The sequence below is a fragment of the Paenibacillus sp. JT22N15 genome, assembly GCF_059383755.1.
In genome coordinates, this window is the sequence record NZ_JBXENV010000001.1 from 171,922 (window position 1) to 196,001 (window position 24,080).

Here is a 24,080-nt window from a genome sequence, read left to right on the forward strand (position 1 = left end):
ATAAAAAGGAGAGCCCCCGGCTCTCCTTCTCCCTCTAGCTTTCGTCGATCTTGAGCACAGCCATGAACGCTTCCTGCGGCACCTCAACGCTGCCGACCTGCTTCATGCGCTTCTTGCCCTCTTTTTGCTTCTCAAGCAGCTTGCGCTTCCGGCTAATGTCGCCTCCGTAACATTTGGCAAGTACGTTTTTACGCATCGCCTTAACGGTTTCACGGGCAATAACCTTGGTACCCAGCGAGGCCTGAATTGGAACCTCAAACATTTGACGAGGGATAAGCTCCTTCATCTTCTGGCAAATAATCCGGCCGCGGAAAAACGCTCTATCGCGGTGAACGATGACGGACAAGGCATCGACCTGCTCGCCATTCAGCATAATATCCATCTTCACAAGGTTGGACTTGCGGTAGCCGGACACTTCATAGTCGAACGAAGCATATCCTTTCGTGCTTGATTTCAACTGGTCGAAGAAATCATATACTATTTCCGAAAGCGGGATTTCATACGTAATGGTGACGCGGTTCGTATCCAAATATTCCATGTTAACGAACTCGCCGCGCTTGTTCTGGCATAGCTCCATAATCGCGCCAACATAATCATTCGGTACGATAATGCCAGCTTTGACATAAGGCTCCTCGATAAAATCAAGCTTGCCCTGCTCTGGCAGGTTGGACGGATTGTCGATGCTCATGACCGTTCCATCCGTCAGCGTTACTTGGTAAATAACGCTTGGCGCCGTCGTAATAAGCGGAATATTGAACTCGCGCTCAATACGCTCCTGAATAATCTCCATGTGCAGGAGGCCCAAGAAGCCGCAGCGGAAGCCAAAGCCTAGCGCTGTCGACGTTTCCGGCTCGTAGCGCAGCGAAGCATCATTCAGCTCCAGCTTCTCTAGCGCTTCGCGCAAATCGTTGTAATCCTGTGTTTCAATCGGATATAATCCGCAGAATACCATTGGATTAATTCGGCGGTAGCCCGGAAGTGCTTCCGGTGCCGGACGCTTCGCTTCGGTTACGGTATCGCCGACACGCGTGTCTTTTACATTTTTGATACCAGCAACGACGAAGCCTACATCACCGACTGCCAGCTCGTCCACGATGCCCATACGCGGCATGAACGCGCCAACCTCAATAACCTCAAACTCAGCACCAGTCGCCATAAAGCGGATTTTCTTGCCCGCCTTGATGCTGCCGTCAATAACCCGGACGTAAACGATAACGCCTTTGTACGCATCATAGTGAGAGTCGAAAATCAGCGCCTTAAGAGGCTGATCAGGATCACCTGTAGGAGCTGGAACCTTGGCAACGACCTGCTCCAAAATCTCCTTAATGCCAATGCCTGCCTTCGCCGATGCATGAACCGCCTCGCTCGCATCCAGCCCAATAACATCTTCAATTTCCTGCTTGACGCGATCTGGCTCTGCGCTTGGCAAGTCGATTTTATTGATGACTGGAAGAATTTCGAGGTTGTTGTCGAGTGCCAAATAAACATTGGCAAGCGTCTGTGCCTCAATCCCTTGCGCAGCGTCTACAACGAGCAGCGCGCCTTCGCAAGCAGCAAGGCTGCGGGAAACTTCATATGTAAAATCGACGTGTCCAGGCGTATCAATCAAATTGAGCAAATATTCCACACCGTCATCCGCCTTATAGGTCAGACGAACAGCCTGCAGCTTAATTGTAATGCCGCGCTCCCGCTCCAAATCCATTTGGTCCAGCACCTGAGCTTGCATTTCTCGCGAAGTGAGAGCTCCAGTGTATTCCAAAATGCGATCCGCAAGCGTAGACTTCCCGTGGTCAATATGCGCGATAATCGAGAAGTTTCTAATTTTCTTTTGTCGGTCACGTACGTCAGCCATGCCTAACCCCCACACCATCCATTATTGCTAATCATTCTTTCCATTATATCAGCAATGGAGTGCGCCAGCAATGCGGTTGCCGAAATTCCGAAAGAGCGCCTTCGTTAATTCGTCACCTTTTCAAACAAATCCACAATAAACTCCATGCTTCCGGTCGAAAAAGATTGCAGCAAGCCTGCTGTGCCATCAGCCAGCTTATTGACCGAAGGCTCTTGATTTTCATAAGGCATGCCCGGCAGCCTATCGCCATACAGCGCGTTTTGCTCAGCAAGCTTCCGCACCTCGGCCAGCTCCTTCTCAAGCTCGGATATTTTGCGCGAAGCGACATCCGACATGCCGGCGATCGACTGATCTTCTGGTACAATGGTTCCGCTGCCGCCTTCTTCTGCGCCTTGCCTAATGATCGCATCTACCGGAATGACAGAGGAAGCCCCCGTCTCCTCAATCGGCCCATAAATCCGTTCAATGCCCGAGGAGGACATTTCAATGCCATACAATATAACAAAAACAAGCACCCCGCCAATGATCGCCCATTTAAACGCATCACGCCGCTTTCTCATCCTGCACCCCGTCCTTTCCGCTCTCGATTCGCTATTCAGCTTTGTGGAGCTGTAACCTTCTCATCCTGCCAGTAAATATCGGCAATCACTTTAGCCAGCACATCCGCGGTGCGATACGACTCTACCAGCGTATTGTCTACACCGCCAACCTCGATCAGCACGCTGCCTGCGGCGAGCGATTGATTGTATTCCCCGTTGCCTGTGGCGGCTGTTTTGCCCCATATCCCTCTTGAAATGCCGGGATACTGCTTCTCCAGCGCTTCATGAATTTTAGTTGCAAACGCTTCGTTTTCCTTCCAGTTCGGATTTTTATGGCCGATGATAAAATAAACCTGCGCGTAGCTTTTGCCCTTAATCTCGGTCGTCGTATATTTGCGCTTCTGCGAATCGCGATGCAGATCGAATAAAAACTTCAAATCTTTGCTGCTCGCCAGCGCCTCTTTAACCGTCTTCATGGAATATTTATAGGACAGCTCCCATTTGTAATTTTTCATGGCGGTCGGATAATCGGTTTCTGAATGCATGGCGCCAACCCCGCGCTGCTCCAGCTGCTCCGCAAGCCGCTTGCCGACCAGCGTAATATTCGTTGTGCTGGAATTCGGGTCCTTGGCGCCATCCTTCAGTTCTGGATACCATGATTCCCGATTATGTGAATGATAGATAAATGCGATCTTAGCTTCCCCTGTCGAAGGCTTCGTATTGCCGCTGCCGCTTTGTCCAGGCTTGTCCCCCGGCTCCACAGTGCTTGGCGGAAGCGATGGCTGCGGCTCCACATTCGGCTGTTCACCAGTCGCCCCTTCTTCGGCATGCGAAGGAATCGGCTCATTATCCTCAGGCCCAACGGCGGTATCTGTTCCACTGCCTTTGCGAATGAGAAAGGAATCTCCGGCACTCATGCCGGGAATGCCCGCTGCCAGCAGGCTTTTTGGCTGTGTAGGATTAATGTCCGTCATCAGTCTGACTAGAAAAGCGCTCACCTGCGGCACAGACAGCTCGTCCGCCTGATTGCTGCCCTCAAAGGCGGGCAACTCCATTTCCAGCATATCCCCGAACAAACCGCTCGATACAGCCGCTGCAAAACCTTTCATCGAAGACACCGGCGCAGCCGACGCTTGATGATGGGCAACTGCCGCAATGCCTATAATGACGAAAAAAATCATCGAACATAAAGAAAGAACAGCGAATGTTCTTCCTGTGACCAACAATTGCCGAATTTTCCGGCTTCCATACGCCAAATCGAGCAGCATGATTTTACGTTTCATCGTTTCGCTTACCTCCCGGTTCTGTGCTAGAGCTGTCCTGCTGCTATTAATCTATGAACGAGTTGGCGTTAGTAGAACCGACCGCACCCTCATTTTTAATATAATGGGCTGCTAGATTTAGAGTAAGAGGGGCATGCTTTTAGACAGTCTATGAAGAAGCTGCACAGACGTAAACGGCTGTCGCCGTCCTCTGGCAGCAAAGCTACCGTTTCGAGGGTAAAGATAAGCCGATTAGAAGGGGGAAACTTATAATTGTTTATATTTTAAAAAACCGCCATACAATGCCCGTGTGTTGAAAGGCATCGTATGGCGGTTTGCTGTTAATGGGTATAGGCGGCTACATTATCCGTATCAACCGCATCATGCAGCGAAGCGTTGAGCCCGCTTGCAATAATATTGGCGATGTCCTCGATGAATTGGTCAATCTCCTTCGGCGTGACGAGCAAATCATGGCCGAGCGGGTGAAGCACCTCTTTGACGAGCTGCAGCCGCTCCTGCTCCTCCAGCTGGTTCATGATGCCAAATACCTGATTGCTGTCGCCCTTGTTCGTTTCAATGTGCTGGCGCATCAGCTCCAGCGTATTATTCACAATGGTAGATGCATACACGACGGTCGGCACCCCTATGGCAATTACTGGAATCCCTAAAATCTCCTTAGTCAACCCTTTGCGCTTATTACCGATGCCAGAGCCGGGATGAATGCCGGTATCGGCAATTTGAATCGTCGTATTCACCCGTTCTACCGCCTTGGAAGCAAGAGCATCGATGGCGATAATGACATCGGGCTTCGTCCGCTCGGCAATGCCTTGAATAATGTCGCTGGACTCAATACCAGTAATGCCTAGCACGCCAGGGGCAATAGCGCTGACCGCGCGATAGCCAGGGGCAACCTGATCCGGCATCAGCTCAAAAAAATGACGGGTCACCATTACGTTCTCTACAACTATCGGCCCCAGCGCATCCGGCGTCACATTCCAGTTGCCAAGCCCGACTATGAGTACACGTGCCGTCTTGCCAACACCGATGCGTTCAAGAAAGGTCTCAAAATGCTTGGCGAACATCGTCGCCACCCGATTCTGAAGCTCCGTATCTTGCGTACGCAGTCCCGGAACCTCCAGCGTGACGTAATGGCCCTGCATTTTGCCAATCGCCGCAGCTCCTTGCTCATTTTGGACATGAAGGCTTGTAATGACGATGCCATCCTCGTCTTGACGCTCGGAGTGGATGCCTGGAATGACGCCGCCCGACTGCTCGGCCATTTCTTTTGCTTCCAGCGCCAAATCTGTTCGAACGTTGTAAGCTTGCAAATCAAGTTGTCCCACCGCATACCCTTCTTCCTTGAAAAAATAAATGCTTTCTGCCATTAGTGTTCGCAAGCATTTGGTTTTCATGCGTGCTATTGCTTTTTGGGTATACGCGTGATAATATATTTTAAGTTGTGTTATCCAGAATTATAGCGTATGCTAAAGATTGCCTGTGCATATTTCGTAGGAGGTGAAACTCGATGCCAAACATTAAATCCGCAATTAAACGCGTCAAAACGAGCGAAAAACGCCGCGCTTTGAACGCTTCCCAAAAATCCGCGCTTCGTACGGCTGTTAAATCTGCTGACCAAGCTATCGCCGGCACTGATGTAGCTGTTGCTAAAACAGCTCTAATCGCTGCGACGAAAAAATTGGACAAGGCGGTTACTAAAGGCCTGATTCATAAAAATGCGGCTGCCCGCAAAAAATCTCGTCTTGCTAAAAAGCTTAACGCTCTTTCGGCGCAAGCTTAAACCGTCCTTGAACATACAAAAAAGCTGTCTTCCGGTTATCCGGCCGACAGCTTTTTTGTATGTATATGATGTGGCGGATGGCCTTTACGCCATCCGCTTCGGGGCGCCAAGCGATAATAAATAAAGCTCAAGGCCAAAGTTTTTATCCATTTGCCCTGTCTTCATCTTGTAATCCAGATCAGCAATAGAGGACAGCAGCGCCCCCAGCCGCGACGTTGAAAACTTCCGGCACTTCTCGGCAGCCAGCTTAACCGCATAGGGATGGAGCCCGAGCTGCCCAGCCATTTGCTGCGGCGAATAACGATGCTGCTCCAGCTCTTTAATTTGCAGCATAATACGCAGCTGCCGTGCAATCAATGCCGCGATTTTTATCGGCTCCTCGCGTCTGATCAGCAATTGTCGATACAATCGAAGCGACCTGTCCACCTGCAATTCCGCAATCGCATCAACCAATGCGAATACATCCTCTTCCACAGTCGACACCGTAAGCAGCTCCACTTCCTTGCGTCCAATCTGACCGCCAACACCAGCGTGCAGACAGAGCTTGTCCACTTCCAGTGCCAGCTGCTGCATATGAGCTCCAACCCGTGACAGAAGCAGCTCAGCCGCCTCCGTATCCAGTGTGCGTTTCTGCTCCGCAGCCCGGCGGATCGCCCAGCCCTTCAATTCGGATGTATCCAGCTCTTGAAAAGCTATGAGCGCATTGCGATCCTTCAGCTGCTTGACGAGCTTGCGCCGTTCATCCAGCTTCTCCGCATTTATCAGAAACAAAATGACCGTTGTTTCAGAAGGATTCTCTATATATTGCTGCAAGCGGTCAGTGCGATGGTCCAGCTTGCCTCCTTCTTTTCCGCCAGCTGCAAAGACGACGGCGTCTCTGACGATGACTAGCTTGCGCTCAACGAAGAAGGGCAGCGTCTCCGCTTCAAGCACAGCCTCATCAAGCACACTTTCCGCTGTATCGAATTTGACGATGCCCAGTTCCCGCTCGTCAGTAGTAAACATCGCGTCCGCAAGCGTATCGGCAAACTGCTGAATCCGGTAACGGTCCTTGCCAAATACGACGTACACAGGGCGAAATCGCTTGCCCTTGATTTCCTTCAAAGCTTCTTTCCCATCCAAAGGCTATTCCTCCCTACCTTCTCCTGTGAACGGCAACAAAGGGATGAGCCCGTTTCGGCTTCATCCCTTTGTCCCTGAACATCTATATAAACATCAGCAGAAAGATCCATGGCTTCTCCTTCTGCTGATGGTCATACGACGATCAAGGCTAACACGTCGCATCTTCTCTCCACTCTTTACCATACGCAGTTAGAGCGGAAAGTGTGCATACACCTGTAGTCATTCAACTAAAATTAATGCGCTGCTTTGTTATCTTTGAGCGTATTCAGGTCAACCGCATATTTTTCAATGCCGCCCGACTCCAGATGAATTTCATAATTTAAAATTTTATTATCCTCCGACCAGCTCAAATTAGCGATTTGGCCGTTTTTGCGCGCCGTTTCCAGCAGCAGCTTATGCTCGCCTGCCTCATAAATCTTAATGGCATAGCCAACAACCTCCGCCGAATAAACGCCGTCAGCAGAAACCAAGGGAACGGTTGCCAGAGATGCTTTCTCTGATTCGCCTGAAAGGCTTTCCAATGGTTTGCCATCCTCCTCTGCAGGAGCTTGAGAAATGTTAGTGTCTGTACCCGCGTCAGACTTTGCATCTTTGGAATAATCCGGAGCAGTAAGACCCGAAGCCGAACCAAAATCAGAAGTTCCAGATTCGCTGTTGTTATTCCCGTTAGCGCTTCCGCCATCTTGATTTGATCCATCGCCACTTCGATCAGTTACATTCGTCTTAAGACTCATGCCCGTATCAAGCGATTCTGATTTCACTTCACCCGAAGTTTGTGGATCAGTAGCCACAAATTGCCTGAGCTCCGACGTGTCGTAATTGGCCATCGGGCTGTCAGCAGCAGTAGCGCTTGCTTCCGTCCGGCTCATGTCATTGTTTGATTGCGACCCATTAAACCAGCCTGCGTTATAGGAAATGATAAATGTGCCAGCTACGAGGCACGCCGCAACGACGCCTGTGAGCTGCCGAAGCTTTGATGAAGCACCGCGATCCGGCGTTTTCCTCCGCTTAGGCATTGCTGGCTCCTGCTCTTGCTGCGCCACAACTGAGCCAGCCGCTTCGAATGATAGCTGCTCCAATTGAGGCATAATAGCATCCACAAGGCTGTAGCTTGGCGTTACATGAGGCAGATTTTCCAATTCCGCAGACAAATTTTTCAGCCGCTCAAACATTGCTGCGCAGTCCGGACATTGCTTGAAATGTTTTGTCATGGTTGCTTTCTCGTATTCATCAAGGTCGCCGTCAAGCTCCCTTTGCATATATTCCATCACCTCTTGACAGTTCATCCCCGGACACCACCTTTCTGATAATCATGTAGTAACGTTTGAAGCTGCTGTCTGGCTCTGAATAAATAGGATTTAACTGTGTTTAGGGGCAAATCCAGAGACTCAGCTATTTCATTGTAGGAAAAATCCTGCAAGTATCGAAGCACGACAACAGCACGGTGATGATCGGGTAGCTTATCAATAGCGTTACGGATGTCTTGAGCTGCGTAAGCGGACAAAACCTCATCCTCTACATTTTGCTTCTCGTGAAACACCATATCGTGCTCATCAATAGATACTGTCGGCTTGTTTCTTCTAAACTTGTCAATGCAGATATTCGTTACAATGCGTTGAATCCATGTTTTAAATTGGGCTTTTTCTTCGTAGGAGCCGATTTTGGTATAAATGCGAATGAGTGCCTCCTGTGCCGCATCCATTGCATCCTGCTCGTTGTTTACTATATAGTAGGCTGTCCGATAAACATGTGTTTCAATCTCTCGCAATAGAGTAATCAATGCATCGCGATCTCCCGACTGAGCGGCTCTAATAAGGCCAGGCTCCACCACGAAGGATCCCCCTCTCTTGCAACCTCTCTGACGAGCAGGTTACGTAAAATGTTGCAAACCTTCGTACAAATTCATTTTTTATTTTAGCCACACGGCCCATATTCCGATTTAAAGAAGCGTACTCCACACTCAAGAATATCAAAAAAAGCAAGCAGCGTATATAGCAAGTTCATGACTGCATGGAACTAGCCAGCCTTGCTCTTTTAATCAACTGCCCTCTCCAGAAACGCATAAAAGTTAATATTCATTTTGCCAAAGCGCACTTCGCAGCATTCAGCCGGGAAAAAATCCTCTCCGCCCACGCATGCCTTGAGCTTGTCCAAAATGTTTTCGATGCTGTCACTATCGAGCTTCAGCATTAAAGCCGATTGGGCGTAATGGAGACTTTCTTCGTCGTCAACCTGTGCAAGACCAAACTCCTTCACTTTTTTACTGTTAATTTGCGCGGCTTCACTTAAAGCAATCACCGCTTCCTCCCCTGCAAGCGTTAGGAGGAAAGCTTCGTAAAGCTCACTTGCACCATCTATATCAAATCGGATATCAATGGCATATTTACCGGCTCTGTTTATTTTTATCATCAGCTTCACACTTCCTTGCCATTAATCTCCTGCCGCTACTTATGCTCATTTTACAGGATCATTTCAAAGAAGCCTACATCGCGATCCAATCTACTTTGCTTTTCTTTAACTAAATATATATATGAAGGAAATGTATAGTATAGCTTGATTCATGCGCTAAAGATACGCAGAAAGCTGCAAAGACATGCTGCTATTTTTGGTTGTGCATGTAGGAGCAGGCTCGCTGCTCCTTGGTTAGCGTTTTTCAAGTCAAATCTCGCCTGTCGATTCAAGGCTGGGGAACCTCTTGCTGCGATTGTTGCTGAGATCATGGTGGTTGAGAACACTGTAGCTTAGATTACTATAGCTTAGATCACTGTGCTCAGATCACTGCGGCTTAGATCACTGCGCTTAGATCACTGCGCTTAGATCACTGCGCTTAGATCACTGCGCTTAGATCACTGTAGCTTAGATCACTATAGCTGAGATCACTATAGCTTAGATCACTATAGCTTAGATCACTGTAGCTGAGATCACTATAGCTTAGATCACTGCGCTTAGATCACTGTGCTTAGATCACTGCGCTTAGATCACTGTAGCTTAGATCATTGTGGCTGAAAACACAGCTTTTGAGAATCCGCGGTTCGGGGCGCACGCTCCTTTTTGGCGGACTGAGGTTCCGCTATTTTGGGTTTTGAACCGATTTCTGACCTTAAGCGGACAGGAAATCCGTTATTGCCCACTTTATCGCAGCAAAATGGCCATTTACAGCACATTAGCGGCTTTTGAGTCCGCCACTTGTGCCATACCCTTGATTTTGTTGAAATAGCTGCTTCTGTGTCCGCCTAGTCTTGCTTTGTACAGGGAATAAGCCACTGGAACGCTGACCACCCAGCTGCCTTTCGGTACGTAGGTCCACATTCATAAGCGGTGACATTTCCAGTAATAATGGGAATACTTGTGACATTATATTTGATCTGGATCTGGATTCGAATGCAGCTCAAATACGGTTGCATACCTGCCTATACTACATGCACTTTTATTCAAAATTCTCCTTTTTGTGATTGCGTTTAATATCATTGAAAATCAATTTCCCTTGTTCATCGTTCTGGCCTGAAGCCTTCCCGATGCCGCCCGATATTCAATTTCACCATCCTGATCTGTTCGGCGCACTTCGGTTCCGGCTGCCTTCAAGCGTCCCAGCACATCGCCATGAGGATGGCCGTAGCTGTTTGTCGCACCTGCGGAAATCGCCGCACTCAGCGGCTGCCAGCGCTCCAGCCAATTGGCAGCAGTCGAATAACGGCTTCCATGATGCGCTACTTTAAGCACATCAACATTGGCGCAGCAAGCTGCATAAAAAGCTGGATTTTCATCCATAAGGGCCAGCAAACGCTCCTCCGTATCAAATCCGATGTCTCCTGTCAGCAGAAAAGTATAATTCTTCATCGTCAAATAAAGGACAACACTCGCTTCATTCTGCTCCTCGAGCTCCTTGATTTCCATGTTGGAAACGCTGCTTCCTTCCGTTTGGTTAACAGCAGGGGGCCATAAAACGTTCAGACTTGTGTTCTTGCCCATTTCCCACTCCTGCCCCGCCTCAGCCCGGTACATCGGAATCTCATGCTGCACCGCATAGGCCAGCAACTCCTCCGCATCTGGTGAATGCTTCACACTGCCGTTCCATAACAGTCCTTTGACAGGGATCGAATCCATAACCGCTTTAAGCCCCCTAATATGATCGCTGTCCAAATGGCTGACGATGAGCAAATCAAGCTGATGCACTCCGCGCTTCATTAGCAGCGGGGCGATAACCTTTTTGCCTACCTCAAAAGGGTCCTTGCGCGCTCTCCACTCCTCGCCGGCCTTGCGGAAAGAAACCGTTCCCCCTCCGTCGATCAACAGATGCTTCCCTTCCGGCGTTCTGACATAAATAGCGTCCCCTTGTCCGATATCAAGCACATGAACGCGGCTGTCATGATCAAATAAATCCGGATGATAGGCGAAAAATAACAGTGCTAGCACGATAAGCACGGCGGAAAAAAAGCTTCCATGGAAAAGAAGCGCCTTTGCAGCTGATGCATACGAAAAATCGGCAAAGCCACCAGAAAACTTGCTGGGAGCAGTAATGCTGCCCTTTCGATGTATAGCTGAAAGCTCGTAGAGCGGCTGCGTCTCGAGCTCGCCGTTTTCGTGGCCAGCTGCAAGGTTGCTATGCTCTGATTCTGGCCCCTGCTCACGGGCGTCTGATAACTCGCGCACTGGAAGTAAGCGAAATAGCAGCGCTAGAGCGCCATACCAAGCCGCGATCCACCATAGCGGTGGAGTCGCCCAAATCGTGCGAAATATATCTGCTGTTGCGAGCCAGTCCACGAGCCAAAATGTCCAGTCATTGGCGTAGACGCTCACCCATGCGAGCAGTTTGCCGCCTGTTGGCCAAGCCATGTGAATAAAAAGCGCGGCTCCGCCTAGCGGCATAATTATAAAGCTGATAAATGGCACGAGCAGCAAATTCGCCGGGAGCGACAGCAAATGGAATTGGTTGAAATAATAAATGGAAACCGGAAACGAGACGGCCTGTGCCACGACGCTGACGGCGATCAAATCGAGCAGCGCTTTGCCCCGTTTCCAGTGAGGCATGGCGCGCCTTACTGGAGGGACGCCAAGAATAAGACCTAGCGTTACGATAAACGAAAGCTGGAAGCTGACATTTTCCAGATAAAAAGGATTTAACGCCAGCATAATGACGGCTGCGGCCGCTAATATATGCAGGCCATCCTTTAGCTTGTGCATGCGCGCTGCCAGCAGGCCAAGCATGCTCATCACTCCGGCCCGTACAACCGAAGGCGAAGCGCCGCTGAGCAGCACATAGAAGGGCACGGCAAAAACGAGCGTCAGCAGCAGGCGCTCTCGCGTCATGCGGCAAAGCCGTAAAATCAGGCCAAGCCCGTAGAGGAATACCGCGACGTGCAGGCCCGATATGGCGAGTATATGCGTTAAGCCAAGACGAGCGAATTGCTGCATGAGGGAGGGATCAAGGTCATCCGTGATCCCGAGGACAAGACCTTGCATGTAGCCGGCCTGCATGCCCGGGTACATGCTCGAAAGCCGTGCGGCGAGCCAGGCGCGCACGGTGTCGACGCGGCCGAGCAGCGCGGCCGCGGTCCATGGCGGGCCAGGCGCGATGTCGATCGCGCCCGTGCCCGTAGCTTGAAGCAGCCAGTGGATTTTCTGGCTGCTCAAGTAGCGGCGGTAGTCGAAGCCGCCGCGATTAGCCGGACCAGCGGGCTGCGCCAGCTGGCCCTTAACGTCAACGACGTCGCCGCGCCGCCAGGCAGCGGCGACCTCCTGCTGCGGTTGCTCCTCGAGCCGCAGCTGCACAAGCATCCGCTCGCCGCCGAGCTGGCGCGGCGAGCCAAAGCCCGCTACGCTGGCGGCTTCGACCGCCAGCTCAAAGCTTGCCCGGTCGCCGTCGATCTCGACGACCGACGCAATCGTCCCGGACGCTTCAACCGCTATCGCAGCGTCCGACCCATGCGCCTCTGCGGCGCGCAGCACGTCCAGCAGTCCCGTCACATTGCGGTCATCCGCCCACATTCGTTCCCCAACTGCAAGGACGAAGCCGACTACACATACGGCAGCCAGCTTTCGCGTCAGCCGCCCCGACAAAACCAGCGCCAGGGCGGCTACCGCCACACCGCCCGCCGCCAGCGCAGCTCCTGCGCCGCTCAACTTCGCGCCGCTTGTGCAGCCTGCCACAAAACATACCGCAAACCATAGCAGCGGTCTTCTATCCATTTACAATCACCTCTTCCATGAAATTCACAAAAAAAAGCACCTCTTATCACATGCAGATCCGCATGCAATAAGAGGTGCTCCCTCACTAAATATATGAATTGCTATCAACGTGCAATATCAAGAAATTACAGACATTCCCGCCTGCGGCGGCGGCTCATAGCCTTCCAGACAACGAAAAGCGATGCCTTTGTGCCCCATCAGCGTCACAACCTTCTCGCTGTCTTTCGGGTAACCGCGGTGATAGACAACCTCTTTTATCCCGCTGTTCGCAAGCATATTCGCGCAAGTCCAGCAGGGCTGGTCTGTCACATATACCGTTGAGCCTTCACGGTCGGCTCGATCGGTAAACAGCAGCAAATTTTGCTCCGCATGGATCGTGCGAATGCAGCGCTGTTTTTTAACCATTTGCTCCTCGCCATTCTCCTGCTTAATTTCCCACTCTTCCGCAATCATGCAGCCCGCTTCCGAGCAATCCTGAACGCCCATTGGCGCTCCATTATATGCGGTGCCAAGCAGCTTCTTACCCTGCACCAAAACAGCTCCCACATGCCGCCTTGGGCAGCGTGAGCGCGTCGATACCATATAAGCGATGTCCATAAAATACGTATCCCAGTCTTTACGTTCGGCGTCTTGCCCTACTATTGCCATTGTTTCAGCTTCCTCCTTGATGCTCGTTCAAAATAATCGTCAGCCACAACTGCGTCAAAAATGCGCGATATATTCGTTTTTTCTTAAAATCCGGCTGCTGCCTGTTATTTTCTCACACTTAAGGATTGGCGACAATGCTGTCTTTCATGCCTTCCAGCAGCTTAGGACCAATTCCTTTTACTCGCTGCAAGTCATCGACCGATGTAAAACGCCCATTTTTCTCCCGATTTTCTACGATCGCTTTAGCTTTCGCCGGTCCGATTCCCTTCAGCCCATCGAGCTCCTGAACAGTTGCCCGGTTAATATCCAGCTTGCCCGAATCCGTCGATGACGCTGCACCATCACCTGTCTCATTCTGTGCCGCTTCAGTTGCACCGCTCCCTTTAATCGCACTAGATTCCGGCAAGTGGAGCCCCGAATTCCCAGTATTGTATCCAGTCAAATTTTCATTCACATTTCTATTTCCATTCCCACTGCTACTTCCAGCATCAGCGTTTGCCCCGCCTTGCACCGTCTTCCCAGCACCATCCAACCGAGATGAGACAGCCCCTTCTACTGCTCCACCAGCAGTAGCTGGCATCTTCCTGATCCCGTTTTGCCCATCTCCACCGCTGTTCAAGGACGGTTTTCCACTACTGCCATTTGCCGCTGTATTCCCCTGCTGTCCTTCTCCATCCGCCTGCTTCCCTAAGCCGCTAGCCTTTCCAGCCTCGCTCTTCACCCCAGCAGAAACAGGTTCATTGCCTTGCTCTGGATCCAATGCTGCCTCTACCGCCGCATTTAGCGTCATCCAGCCGCTCGGAGCCTGCTCCTTCGGCATAAGCATAGCAGCTCCAAGCAGCCCGCAGGCGAGCAGCAAACAACCCGCCATAATCGTCCGCTTCGCATTTCGACTTTTCCCATATTGCTTCTCCTTCGCTCGTTGCCCCATCCTTAATCCACACCTTTCGCTATGAATGACCGCTCCAAAAAAGATGAAAATCGTTGACATAACTGCCAAGTTGTCAGGAATACGGTAGAAGAACAGGTAAACTGCGAATAGGCTTACTTCGCCTTAAAGCCTGTTCACTTCGGAAAATCAATTCAGATCAGAAAATGATTCAAATCTGGCCCCCACAAGGCCGCTTCCATTTCACAACCTCACAACGAAGGAGGTCATCGCATGAAAGTTGGATTTATTGGAACGGGAACGATGGGCAGTCTGCTCATTGAAGCATTAATCGCTTCGGGAGCGCTGGAATCCGATCAAATTTCCGTCAGCAATCGCACTTTCTCCAAAGCACAGGCGCTCGCTGACCGCTATGCCGGACTTCAAGCAGAAGCGAGCAATGCTCGCGCCGCATTTGGCAAGGATATTGTTTTTCTCTGCATTAAGCCGCATGAATTTAAGAAGGTCATCGACGACATAGCCTCTATCATAAGGCCTGAGCAACTGCTAGTTTCCATTACAAGCCCGGTGCTGCTCTCACATCTTGAGGAAGTTGTGCCATGCAAAGTAGCGAAAGTCATTCCCAGCATTACGAATCATGTATGGAGCGGCGCTTCCTTATGTATTTATGGCTCCCGCATCCAGAGCGAGGACAAGGAACGGCTCGAAGCGCTGCTCGCCTTTATTAGCGAGCCGCTGCAAATTGATGAATCCTATACGCGTGTCGTCTCCGACCTCTCCAGCTGCGGACCGGCGTTTATTTCTTGTCTGCTGGAGCAGTTCGTCGACGCAGCAGTTGAAGAGACGGGCATTGACCGCGAGGAAGCGCTCAAGGTGGCAAGTGCCATGCTGCTCGGGACAGGGCTGCTCTTGACCGAAGGGGGCCTTACCCCAGCTGATGTGCAGGCCCGGGTAGCCGTTCCCGGAGGCATTACAGCACAGGCGCTCAAATTGCTTCGTAATGAGACCGATGATGTTTTCAACCGGCTTATTCGCACAACTCATGCCAAATTCCATGACGATGTCGCCAAAGTTTCCGTCTCTTTCTACGGCGAAGAGGTGAACGGTCAATAGCTGTTCTTCAGCTAACTGACCGTTCACCTCTTCATGTGGCTAACGTTTAATTGGCAACGATGTTGACGATTTTACCTTTTACAGCTACAACCTTGCGGATGGTTTTGCCTGCGATAAGCTCCTGCACCTTAGCCAGTTCCTTTGCAAGACGTTCCATTTCCGCTTCATTCGTGTCTGCCGCTATTGACAGGCGCTCAATGATTTTGCCATTAACTTGAACGACGATTTCAACCTCTTGGTCAACCGTCCAAGCCTCTTCCCATGTCGGCCAGGACTCGTAAGTAATCGTCCCTGTTCCGCCCAGCTTCTCCCACAGCTCTTCCGCAATATGCGGCGCAAGCGGGGACAGCATTTTCACAAAGTCAGCCATCGCTTCACGCGGCAGCACTTCGGTTTTGTAAGCTTCATTGACAAAAATCATCAATTGGCTGATCGCTGTGTTAAAACGCAGATGCTCAAAGTCATCGGTTACTTTTTTAATGGTGCGATGCCATGTACGCTTGAACGCTTCGGTCGTTTCACCTTCCGAAATTTTCGCACTCAAGCTGCCATCGTCACCGATGAACAAGCGCCATACACGGCTAAGGAAACGGAAGGCTCCTTCTACGCCGTTCGTGTTCCAAGGCTTCGTCGCTTCCAGCGGGCCCATGAACATTTCATACAAACGCAGCGTATCTCCGCCAAATTCCGATACAATTTCATCCGGGTTAATGACGTTGCCGCGGGATTTGGACATTTTCTCATTGTTCGTGCCCAAAATCATCCCTTGGTTCACGAGCTTATGGAAAGGCTCCTTCGTCTCAACTACGCCCAGATCATACAATACTTTATGCCAGAAGCGCGCATACAGCAAGTGAAGCACAGCATGCTCCGCTCCGCCAATATACAGGTCAACCGGCAGCCATTCGCGCTGTTTTTCCGGCGAACAAATTTCCTTGTCGTTTTTCGGATCGATAAAGCGCAGGTAGTACCAGCAGCTGCCCGCCCATTGCGGCATCGTATTCGTCTCGCGACGCGCCTTCATACCCGTTTCTGGATCAATCGTGTTGACCCATTCCGTAACATTCGCAAGCGGTGATTCCCCTGTACCCGAAGGCTTAATCGCATCAACATCCGGCAGCAGCAGCGGAAGCTGGTCCTCTGGTACTGGCTTCATTGTGCCATCCTCCAGATGAAGAATCGGAATCGGCTCGCCCCAATAACGCTGGCGGCTGAACAGCCAATCGCGCAGACGGTACGTCACTTTGCCATGGCCGCTGCCTTTTTCTTCAAGGAAGCTGATCATTTTCGCAATCGCTTCTTCATTATTAAGCCCGTTCAGCAAATCGGAATTTACGTGGGCACCGTCGCCAGTATAGGCTTCTTTGGAAATCTCTCCGCCTTGCACGACCTCCACAATCGGCAATTCGAACTGTGTGGCAAATTCCCAGTCGCGCGTATCATGGCCTGGAACCGCCATAATCGCACCTGTACCGTAGCCTGCCAGTACATAATCGGCAATCCAGATTGGCGTTTTCTCGCCATTGACCGGGTTAATCGCATACGCACCCGTGAATACGCCGGATTTTTCCTTCGCCAGATCAGTACGCTCCAAATCGCTCTTGCGGGAAGCTGTCAGCTGGTAAGCCTCAATAGCCGCCTTTTGTTCCGCTGTCGTAATTTGGGCAACCAGCTCATGCTCAGGCGCAAGCACGCAATAAGTGGCGCCGAACAAAGTATCCGGACGCGTCGTAAACACGACAAGGTTCGCGTCATGGCCCTCAATAGCAAACGTCACTTCGGCGCCTGTAGACTTGCCGATCCAGTTGCGCTGCATATCCTTGATGCTTTCCGTCCAATCAAGCTCCTCCAGATCCTCCAGCAGGCGCTCCGCATATTCGGTAATTTTCAGTACCCATTGGCGCATTGGCTTGCGTACAACCGGATGATTTCCGCGTTCGCTTAGTCCGTCAATGACTTCTTCGTTGGCAAGCACAGTTCCCAGCGCTTCGCACCAGTTAACTGGAACTTCAGCAACATATGCAAGGCCTTTGTTGTACAGCTGGATGAAAATCCACTGCGTCCATTTATAATAATCCGGGTCAGTCGTACTAAACTCGCGATCCCAATCGTAGGAAAAGCCGAGCGATTTGATTTGACGGCGGAAGTTGTCGATATTTTTAAATGTAATTTCACGCGGATGCTGCCCTGTATCCAGTGCATGCTGCTCTGCAGGAAGGCCAAATGCATCCCAACCCATCGGGTGCAGGACGTTAAAGCCGCGCAGACGCTTGTAACGCGACACGATATCCGTTGCCGTATAACCTTCCGGATGACCGACGTGCAGGCCTGAACCGGATGGATAAGGGAACATATCGAGTGCATAAAATTTCGGTTTGCCCGCTTCTTCCTTCGTAGCGAACGTCTTGTTCTCATCCCAATATTTTTGCCATTTCGGCTCTACTATCAGCGGATTATAGCCTTGCGGTTGCTGATCTTGACTCATGAATGTTTCCTCCTTAAGCTTGGTAAAGCAAAATTTCAGCGGCTCCATGCAAAAAAGCTCCCGCCCCTAGCGTATGATCGCTAGGGACGAGAGCTGTCTCCCGTGGTACCACCCTAGTTAGCCCCCGGACATGCTTTGCCGAGTGCTCACTTGTTGCCTTTAACGCAGGCCTTACGGTACGCTTGCGCGCACAGCTCCAAGGTGAGATTCATATCGCTGCAGGTCCGGCTTGCACCATCCGCCGGCTCTCTAAGCCATGCCCCGCGATACTACTGTTCCTTATCAACGCCATATGTGACATTTTAAGAATTAGTTCCGATTATAATGAAGCTTTGACGCGATGTCAAGGGACAAGCCTCTAAGTTGCTCCCTTTTTATCCCAATACACTCACTTCTTGCATGCTTAGATGAACGATGCTTGAACGTCAGTCATTTTTTGCGAGGAACCGCCTTTCTCCTTGCGGGTGAAAAAGCCGCTCTCATTTATCCATGGCATTTGCCCCAAGGAGGGGTATAATAGGAGCAGCAAGCTTTTGCAACCCATTACTATTTTCGGAGGAATCGTTATGATGCGTTTTGTAAGCAACAACCATATAACAGACCCTGCGCTTAATTTGGCGCTGGAAGAATATATTTTACGGTCGCTGCCGCCGGAGGACGATTATTTACTGTTTTATATTAATGAGCCTTCCATTATTATTGGCAAAAACCAAAATACGCTGGAAGAAATCAACCCGCGCTACGTAGAGGAAAACAACATCCATGTCGTGCGCCGGCTGTCCGGCGGCGGAGCCGTATATCATGACGAAGGGAATTTGAATTTCAGCTTCATCATGAGCGACGACGGCCAATCCTTCCATAACTTCAAGAAATTTACCGAGCCGGTCGTGAAAGCACTAGCCGCGCTTGGCGTTCAGGCTGAGCTTACGGGCCGCAACGATATTCAAGTAGGCGAACGTAAAATTTCCGGCAACGCACAATTTTCAGGACGCGGCAGAATGTTCAGTCATGGCACCTTGCTGTTTGATTCCGAAATTGAAAATGTCGTATCGGCTTTGAAAGCGAATCCTGAAAAATACGTGTCGAAAGCGACAAAATCGATTCGCAGCCGCGTAGCCAACATTTCCGAGTTTCTGGCAGAGCCGATTACAATTGAGGAATTCCGCCAAAGCGTGCTTGCTTCCATTTTTGAAGGCAGTGAAGAAATCCCTTACTACGAGCTGTCCGAGGCGCAATGGGCGGATGTCCGCGAGCTGGCACAAACGCGCTATCGCAGCTGGGATTGGAATTATGGCCGATCTCCAGCATTCAATATGCGCCAGACGAAGCGGATCGAAGGAGCTGGAACGTTCGATGTACGTCTGCAAGTTGAGGAAGGTCTTATTGCAGATGCCGCCGTATATGGCGATTTCTTCGGTCGTGGCGAGAGCAGCGAATTTGCCAAGCAGCTCATCGGTCAGCGTTATGAAGCTGCTGCACTCGGCAAGCTGCTCGGCGAGATCGATTTAAGCTATTATTTCGGCAAAGTAACGAAGGAAGACTTAATGGGCTTGATTTTCGAATAAAAATAAACAGCGCCCCGGCCTTCTCTTATTAAGAGAGTCCGGGGCGCTGTTTCTGTCCCCTGATGTCCCCCGATAGAATGGAATCATCAATAGGTTCTTTGAATGCCTCTTTTGCCAACTGCCAGCTTCCGAAACCAGAAAACAATGCCATAGCCAAGAACAACAGCTGCGCTGTTCATGAGAATATCATCAATGTCGAAGCTGCCGCGCCTCGTAAGCATTTGCAGCACTTCCAGCAGCGTAATAAACAGCACAAACGACAGCAGCACCTTGCCCAGCCGCCAGCGAAAAACAATCGGAAGCGCCAAGCCAAAGGGTACAAATACGACAATATTACCGCCCATATTAATGATCCAATCGATAAAGGGCATATGATGAAAGTTCGTTACATAAAGCTTGATGGTTGAAAAAGGAATGACATTATATCGCAGCACAGTACCGCTTCTCGCCTGCCGGCCAAAGCCAAAAAACATTGCATAAATGAGCCATATCGTATAAACGAAAATAAGAACGGCTGTCACTTTTTGAGTAAAGGAATCGAATTTTCCGCCTGCCTGCTTCAACGTAATCGCCCCTCCACTTCGCCCGGGTTAATGGGACGCCGGTAATTTTTTCGCCCGATACCAGTAGTTATATTGCAGCGTAAAGCCTAGCTTGTCATACAAGCGGTTAGCCGCATCATTGGCATGCGTAACGAGCAAATAGCTGTGCTCCGCCCCATTCTCCTTGCCCCACTGCAAAATATGCAGCAGAAGCTGCTCGCCAAATCCACGCCTGCGAAAAACTGGTGAGGTCACGACGGCATACAGACCGATATATCCTCGCTCCATCACGCCAATACCGCAAGCCGCGGGCACTCCCTCTACATAAAGCACAGCAAAGCCCGTCTGAAACGGCGGTGATGCGAACATTTTTTTAAGCGTCTCCCGCTCATCATCGGTATGCTTCGCCATCGACATATAGGCTTCCAGCCAAGCTTCACTTAAAAAAGTGTCTATGCGAACGTCCAGCCCGCCAGCCGGTTCTCGCATTTGAGCAAGGGGCGCCGTCTTGACATAGACAGGATCTATTTTGTCGTAGCCTCGCAGCGCGAGCGTCTCATCCAGCTCCGGCGGCTGGGAGAATGGCGTGATTTTATAGGCCGTATCCATTCCACGCGCCGTATAAAAAGCTTCGCCATAGGTGATTTTGTGCGAAAGCACTTCCCCGCTGCAGGCTGCTGGCACGATGGAGTTTGACCGTTTTGTATAGCCATTCGCCAGACGCAGCTGCCACCCCTCATACATCAGCACCTGAAGCGCAGGCCAAGCATTCATCGACAGCTCCTCCAGCTTGAGATGCAGCTGCTCCTCAGATAACGACTTTAATGCGGCGCTGTCCAAAAGCTGCTTTATCTGGCCCATATGATGCCGATCATGAGCGATAAAATCTGTCAAGTATCCCTGCAGCCGGAATGGATGCCCATCGCTGTCTATGTATTCAGCCGCATAATGCTGCTCCGGCAAAGCTTGGATGATCCCAACAATCGCTTCACGGTCTTGAATCGTCTGCCTGATAAGCTTCGCAATCGAAGTATAACGACCATACAGGCGGGCATTTTCATTAAATGCATCATAATCCAAATGCTTGAGCGTCAGCTCCTGCTGCCGGCTTAATCTCTCAATTGCCGTCGTAAGAAAATAACGATCCCAAAGCGCAATATGAGCGACGGCTTCGCGAACGGACCATTTTCCCGGAGCCAAGCTTAGCTCCCACACCGCTTCCTCTCGCTGCTCCAGCCCTTCCACAAACGTAATCCATTCTTGAAAATACTTGAGCAACTGCTGTTTTCCCTGCTCCTGCTCCTGCTCCATGAACCGTTCTCCCTCGCTTTGCTAACCAATATTTGAACTTTTTTCTACAATTCGTTTCATTAAAACTTGTAAAATAAAATCTCGCAATTTGCATGCCCTGCAATCATCCCGCCCTCTTGTCGAAGCAAAACAGCCGCCCTGACGGCGGCAATGCCATTCCAATTACCATTAAAGCAATCTAAAGCGGGTTATTTGGTCGAACTGCTGCTCCGCCATTAAGATTGGACGCTGCTTAGGCCCAAACAGATCAAAATGCGGATAGTTGTCGCGGTAGTGAATATACCGGGGATCGAGCCCATAGGACGTGCACCATTCCGCCAGCTTGTCTATATTGGAGCAGCCTACCTTCGTTACCGTCTTCATGCCCGGAAAGCGCGGGTCCAGCCAATAATGCGTCAAAAAAGCGATTTCGCCGCTTTGCACCCGTTCCTTCCAAGCATTCATTTCGGTTCTGGATATGCCAAATGCCACCCGTCCATCTCCTTATTCCATTGGTAAAATATGCTTAACGCGGCCTACTTGCCCGTCCGTCAGCCGAACTTTAATGCCATGCGGATGCGTGCCGGAGTTCGTCAGCAAATCCTTGACGATGCCTCTCGTCAGCTTGCCTGTACGCTGATCCTGCTTAAGCACAATGTCGACCTGCTGGCCCGGCTTGATTGCCGCGCGATTCGTTCCGTTCATACGTTAACCTTCCTTTTCAAAAAAGCGTAGTGACCAAAGTATGCACTTGATTAAGACAGCGCTGCGCCGCCAGAGGATGGCTACAGCCGTTTCACCTTGAAATATTTTATACTTTTCTTCAAAATAGCATAGCATATGTGCAGGAAAGATGCACATGATGGGTACAACCTGTTATACTTAACACCAAACGATGTTTTATGAAATGAGGAAATTGTCTAATGTCAACTGATTTTACTGCAATGGGCGTCATGCCGGAGCTGGCCTCGCGTCTCCATGAGAACGGAATTACCGAGCCAACCCCGGTTCAAAAGAAATCGATTCCCGTACTGCTTGCGGGACAAGACGTCATTGCCCAAGCTCAAACCGGAACAGGCAAAACGCTTGCCTTTGCCTTGCCTATATTGCAGCGCATTCAAGTGCACAAGGAACAGGTGCAGGCGCTTATATTGACTCCAACCCGTGAGCTCGCTATTCAAATTACGAGCGAGCTGACGAAGCTTGCTCCGACCGTTGGCGCTACGGTGCTAGCTGCTTACGGCGGGCAGGATGTTGTCGCACAAATTCGCAAGCTGAACAATGCTCCCCATATCGTTGTAGCAACACCTGGACGATTGCTTGACCATATTCGCCGGGAGACGATCAACCTGGGCAAGCTGAAAATGCTCGTGCTTGATGAGGCTGACCAAATGCTGCATATGGGCTTCCTGCCAGAGGTCGAGAACATTATCGCGCATATGCCTAGAGCTCGCCAGACGATGCTGTTTTCGGCTACGATGCCAGAAGCGATTAAACGCCTTGCTGCCAACTATATGAATACGCCGGTCGATATTCGTATTCAAAGCACTCATGTAACGCTGGACAACATTAAGCAATTCGTCATTGAAACGACAGATCGCGGACGTGAACGTGCCGTTATGCAGCTGATTGAGCAGCATAACCCTTATTTGGCCGTTATTTTCTGCCGGACGAAGGTGCGGGCCAAAAAACTGAATGCTGCCCTGCAGGATAAGGGCATTCCTTCGGACGAGCTGCACGGCGATTTGACGCAAGCGAAGCGCGAGCAAGTTATGAAGCGTTTCCGCGATGCCAAGCTGCAAATTCTCGTCGCAACGGATGTCGCTGCACGTGGGCTTGATGTAGAAGGCGTCACCCATGTATACAACTATGATGTGCCGCAGGATTCGGAAATTTATATTCACCGTATCGGCCGTACAGGTCGTGCAGGACAGCGCGGTACAGCGGTAACTCTCTCTTCGCCGCATGATCGCGGCGCTGTTGCTCATATTGAGCGCAGCATTGATGCTTCGCTGCAGCGCTTTACGATTGATGAAGAAGGCCAATTAACAGCTGACAGCACGAAACGCTCAGCAGCTCCAGCCAAAGCATATGGCCGCGGAGATTCGTCCTCGTCAGAGCGCGGCGGCAGAGCACGTGGCGGACGCGATTCGGGACGATCCGGCCAGCAAGCTCGCCGAGGCGGCGAATCCTCCGGTGGACGCGGACGCCAGCAAGCTGGCGGCAGAGGCCGTGGGCAGCAGGCTGAACGGTCAACAGCTCCAAGCAAGTCCGGCGGCGGCAGCCCATGGGAAGCAGCAAGCGGCGGCGATACTGGAAGCAAGCGTGGCGGCAATGGAGGGCGTAGCTTCGGTGGCGGTGAGCGCAGTGAACGTCCTGCCGGTCCTCGCAGCTTCGGCGGCGGTGAGCGCAGTGAACGTCCTGCCGGTCCTCGCAGCTTCGGCGGCGGTGAGCGCAGCGAACGTCCTGCCGGTCCTCGCAGCTTTGGCGGCGGTGAGCGCAGCGAACGTTCCTCCTCAGGTGCACCACGCAGCTCTGGCGGACGCAGTTCTGGTGGACGCAGCTCTGGTTATGGCAGCGGCGGTCGCAACTCAGGCGGTTCCAGCCGTGGATCCAGCCCTTCCCGTGGCGGCGGAGCTGGAAACAGTCGCGGTCGCAAAAGATAAATTTACCTTTCAAGCAGCTTTCCGTCGATTCCTATCGGCGAAGGCTGCTTTTTTCATCCTTCCCAGGCATTCGCCTCAGTAACATCCATCATAAACCGCCGGAGTTAGCGGCCTTACTAGCGC

General features: G+C 51.0%; 21 protein-coding genes, 1 pseudogene and 1 other annotated feature. Of the genes and pseudogenes, 4 read left to right on the top strand and 18 right to left on the bottom strand.

Features of this window, described 5'->3' with window-relative positions:
- Window positions 1-34: 34 nt before the first annotated feature.
- From lepA to gpr, 4 genes are all read right to left on the bottom strand, one after another.
- Window positions 35-1,852 (bottom strand): translation elongation factor 4, encoded by a 1,818-nt coding sequence (gene lepA, locus AC50X8_RS00705; RefSeq protein ID WP_056029385.1) that lies wholly within the window; start codon window positions 1,850-1,852, stop codon window positions 35-37.
- A 104-nt stretch (window positions 1,853-1,956) separates the two neighbouring features.
- The gene (locus AC50X8_RS00710; RefSeq protein ID WP_494878107.1) at window positions 1,957-2,412 is read right to left on the bottom strand and encodes a hypothetical protein; all 456 of its coding nucleotides are present in this window, start codon (window positions 2,410-2,412) and stop codon (window positions 1,957-1,959) included.
- Between the two features lie 35 nt (window positions 2,413-2,447).
- Window positions 2,448-3,674, bottom strand: a complete 1,227-nt coding sequence (spoIIP, locus tag AC50X8_RS00715) for a stage II sporulation protein P (protein ID WP_494878109.1) — start codon at window positions 3,672-3,674, stop codon at window positions 2,448-2,450.
- 320 nt (window positions 3,675-3,994) lie between these two features.
- Entirely contained in the window at window positions 3,995-5,038 is a 1,044-nt protein-coding gene (gene gpr / locus AC50X8_RS00720) for a GPR endopeptidase (RefSeq protein ID WP_056032748.1), read from the bottom strand.
- Window positions 5,039-5,178: 140 nt separating this feature from the next.
- Here gpr and rpsT point away from each other — a divergent pair, with 140 nt between their 5' ends.
- On the top strand, window positions 5,179-5,451 hold the full coding sequence (gene rpsT / locus AC50X8_RS00725) for a 30S ribosomal protein S20 (RefSeq protein ID WP_056029395.1): 273 nt from the start codon (window positions 5,179-5,181) through the stop codon (window positions 5,449-5,451).
- An 84-nt stretch (window positions 5,452-5,535) separates the two neighbouring features.
- Here the strand turns inward: rpsT and holA are convergent, their stop codons facing one another.
- The 9 genes and pseudogenes from holA to AC50X8_RS00770 all read right to left on the bottom strand — a co-directional run bounded on the left by holA (window position 5,536) and on the right by AC50X8_RS00770 (window position 14,338).
- On the bottom strand, window positions 5,536-6,573 hold the full coding sequence (gene holA / locus AC50X8_RS00730; RefSeq protein ID WP_494878111.1) for a DNA polymerase III subunit delta: 1,038 nt from the start codon (window positions 6,571-6,573) through the stop codon (window positions 5,536-5,538).
- Between the two features lie 233 nt (window positions 6,574-6,806).
- Complete coding sequence (locus tag AC50X8_RS00735; RefSeq protein WP_494878113.1) at window positions 6,807-7,859, bottom strand: anti-sigma factor family protein; 1,053 nt, start codon at window positions 7,857-7,859, stop codon at window positions 6,807-6,809.
- The gene (locus AC50X8_RS00740; protein ID WP_056029404.1) at window positions 7,856-8,404 is read right to left on the bottom strand and encodes an RNA polymerase sigma factor; all 549 of its coding nucleotides are present in this window, start codon (window positions 8,402-8,404) and stop codon (window positions 7,856-7,858) included. Before AC50X8_RS00740 ends, AC50X8_RS00735 begins: the two co-directional genes overlap by 4 nt.
- Before the next feature lie 203 nt (window positions 8,405-8,607).
- The gene (locus AC50X8_RS00745; RefSeq protein ID WP_494878115.1) at window positions 8,608-8,982 is read right to left on the bottom strand and encodes a hypothetical protein; all 375 of its coding nucleotides are present in this window, start codon (window positions 8,980-8,982) and stop codon (window positions 8,608-8,610) included.
- A gap of 418 nt (window positions 8,983-9,400) precedes the next feature.
- A pseudogene (locus AC50X8_RS00750) lies at window positions 9,401-9,502 on the bottom strand (pentapeptide repeat-containing protein); the annotation flags it as partial.
- A 224-nt stretch (window positions 9,503-9,726) separates the two neighbouring features.
- Window positions 9,727-9,882 (bottom strand): hypothetical protein, encoded by a 156-nt coding sequence (locus AC50X8_RS00755; protein WP_494878117.1) that lies wholly within the window; start codon window positions 9,880-9,882, stop codon window positions 9,727-9,729.
- Window positions 9,883-10,047: 165 nt separating this feature from the next.
- Complete coding sequence (locus AC50X8_RS00760; protein WP_494878119.1) at window positions 10,048-12,759, bottom strand: ComEC/Rec2 family competence protein; 2,712 nt, start codon at window positions 12,757-12,759, stop codon at window positions 10,048-10,050.
- Between the two features lie 117 nt (window positions 12,760-12,876).
- Window positions 12,877-13,407: a deoxycytidylate deaminase gene (locus tag AC50X8_RS00765; RefSeq protein ID WP_056029414.1), complete on the bottom strand. Its 531-nt coding sequence runs from the start codon at window positions 13,405-13,407 to the stop codon at window positions 12,877-12,879.
- A 118-nt stretch (window positions 13,408-13,525) separates the two neighbouring features.
- A complete protein-coding gene (locus AC50X8_RS00770) occupies window positions 13,526-14,338 on the bottom strand; it encodes a ComEA family DNA-binding protein (RefSeq protein ID WP_494878121.1) in 813 nt (270 codons plus the stop codon).
- 231 nt (window positions 14,339-14,569) lie between these two features.
- Here AC50X8_RS00770 and comER point away from each other — a divergent pair, with 231 nt between their 5' ends.
- On the top strand, window positions 14,570-15,409 hold the full coding sequence (gene comER / locus AC50X8_RS00775; RefSeq protein WP_056029421.1) for a late competence protein ComER: 840 nt from the start codon (window positions 14,570-14,572) through the stop codon (window positions 15,407-15,409).
- Window positions 15,410-15,455: 46 nt separating this feature from the next.
- Here the strand turns inward: comER and leuS are convergent, their stop codons facing one another.
- On the bottom strand, window positions 15,456-17,894 hold the full coding sequence (gene leuS / locus AC50X8_RS00780; protein WP_494878123.1) for a leucine--tRNA ligase: 2,439 nt from the start codon (window positions 17,892-17,894) through the stop codon (window positions 15,456-15,458).
- Between the two features lie 79 nt (window positions 17,895-17,973).
- Window positions 17,974-18,189: a binding site (T-box leader), on the bottom strand.
- A 274-nt stretch (window positions 18,190-18,463) separates the two neighbouring features.
- On the opposite strand from leuS, the gene lplA reads away from it, so the two are divergent.
- Window positions 18,464-19,459 carry a lipoate--protein ligase gene (gene lplA, locus AC50X8_RS00785; RefSeq protein WP_494878666.1) on the top strand — a complete coding sequence of 332 codons (996 nt, stop codon included), beginning with the start codon at window positions 18,464-18,466 and terminating at the stop codon, window positions 19,457-19,459.
- Between the two features lie 86 nt (window positions 19,460-19,545).
- Here the strand turns inward: lplA and AC50X8_RS00790 are convergent, their stop codons facing one another.
- From AC50X8_RS00790 to AC50X8_RS00805, 4 genes are all read right to left on the bottom strand, one after another.
- Window positions 19,546-20,022, bottom strand: a complete 477-nt coding sequence (locus tag AC50X8_RS00790; protein ID WP_056029424.1) for a VanZ family protein — start codon at window positions 20,020-20,022, stop codon at window positions 19,546-19,548.
- Window positions 20,023-20,049: 27 nt separating this feature from the next.
- The gene (locus AC50X8_RS00795) at window positions 20,050-21,312 is read right to left on the bottom strand and encodes a GNAT family N-acetyltransferase (protein WP_494878126.1); all 1,263 of its coding nucleotides are present in this window, start codon (window positions 21,310-21,312) and stop codon (window positions 20,050-20,052) included.
- Window positions 21,313-21,480: 168 nt separating this feature from the next.
- A complete protein-coding gene (locus AC50X8_RS00800; protein WP_056029431.1) occupies window positions 21,481-21,783 on the bottom strand; it encodes a hypothetical protein in 303 nt (100 codons plus the stop codon).
- Between the two features lie 12 nt (window positions 21,784-21,795).
- Complete coding sequence (locus AC50X8_RS00805; protein WP_056029433.1) at window positions 21,796-21,996, bottom strand: YwbE family protein; 201 nt, start codon at window positions 21,994-21,996, stop codon at window positions 21,796-21,798.
- A 218-nt stretch (window positions 21,997-22,214) separates the two neighbouring features.
- Between AC50X8_RS00805 and AC50X8_RS00810 the strand changes: the two genes are divergently transcribed.
- Complete coding sequence (locus tag AC50X8_RS00810; RefSeq protein ID WP_494878128.1) at window positions 22,215-23,957, top strand: DEAD/DEAH box helicase; 1,743 nt, start codon at window positions 22,215-22,217, stop codon at window positions 23,955-23,957.
- Window positions 23,958-24,080: the final 123 nt, after the last annotated feature.

Coding starts and splice junctions, on each gene's coding strand:
- lepA (WP_056029385.1), bottom strand. CDS start 1,852: ATGGCTGACGTACGTGACCGACAAAAGAAAATTAGAAACTTCTCGATT.
- AC50X8_RS00710 (WP_494878107.1), bottom strand. CDS start 2,412: ATGAGAAAGCGGCGTGATGCGTTTAAATGGGCGATCATTGGCGGGGTG.
- spoIIP (WP_494878109.1), bottom strand. CDS start 3,674: ATGAAACGTAAAATCATGCTGCTCGATTTGGCGTATGGAAGCCGGAAA.
- gpr (WP_056032748.1), bottom strand. CDS start 5,038: ATGGCAGAAAGCATTTATTTTTTCAAGGAAGAAGGGTATGCGGTGGGA.
- rpsT (WP_056029395.1), top strand. CDS start 5,179: ATGCCAAACATTAAATCCGCAATTAAACGCGTCAAAACGAGCGAAAAA.
- AC50X8_RS00735 (WP_494878113.1), bottom strand. CDS start 7,859: ATGAACTGTCAAGAGGTGATGGAATATATGCAAAGGGAGCTTGACGGC.
- AC50X8_RS00745 (WP_494878115.1), bottom strand. CDS start 8,982: ATGATAAAAATAAACAGAGCCGGTAAATATGCCATTGATATCCGATTT.
- AC50X8_RS00755 (WP_494878117.1), bottom strand. CDS start 9,882: ATGTGGACCTACGTACCGAAAGGCAGCTGGGTGGTCAGCGTTCCAGTG.
- AC50X8_RS00760 (WP_494878119.1), bottom strand. CDS start 12,759: ATGGATAGAAGACCGCTGCTATGGTTTGCGGTATGTTTTGTGGCAGGC.
- AC50X8_RS00765 (WP_056029414.1), bottom strand. CDS start 13,407: ATGGCAATAGTAGGGCAAGACGCCGAACGTAAAGACTGGGATACGTAT.
- AC50X8_RS00770 (WP_494878121.1), bottom strand. CDS start 14,338: ATGGGGCAACGAGCGAAGGAGAAGCAATATGGGAAAAGTCGAAATGCG.
- comER (WP_056029421.1), top strand. CDS start 14,570: ATGAAAGTTGGATTTATTGGAACGGGAACGATGGGCAGTCTGCTCATT.
- leuS (WP_494878123.1), bottom strand. CDS start 17,894: ATGAGTCAAGATCAGCAACCGCAAGGCTATAATCCGCTGATAGTAGAG.
- lplA (WP_494878666.1), top strand. CDS start 18,464: ATGCGTTTTGTAAGCAACAACCATATAACAGACCCTGCGCTTAATTTG.
- AC50X8_RS00795 (WP_494878126.1), bottom strand. CDS start 21,312: ATGGAGCAGGAGCAGGAGCAGGGAAAACAGCAGTTGCTCAAGTATTTT.
- AC50X8_RS00805 (WP_056029433.1), bottom strand. CDS start 21,996: ATGAACGGAACGAATCGCGCGGCAATCAAGCCGGGCCAGCAGGTCGAC.
- AC50X8_RS00810 (WP_494878128.1), top strand. CDS start 22,215: ATGTCAACTGATTTTACTGCAATGGGCGTCATGCCGGAGCTGGCCTCG.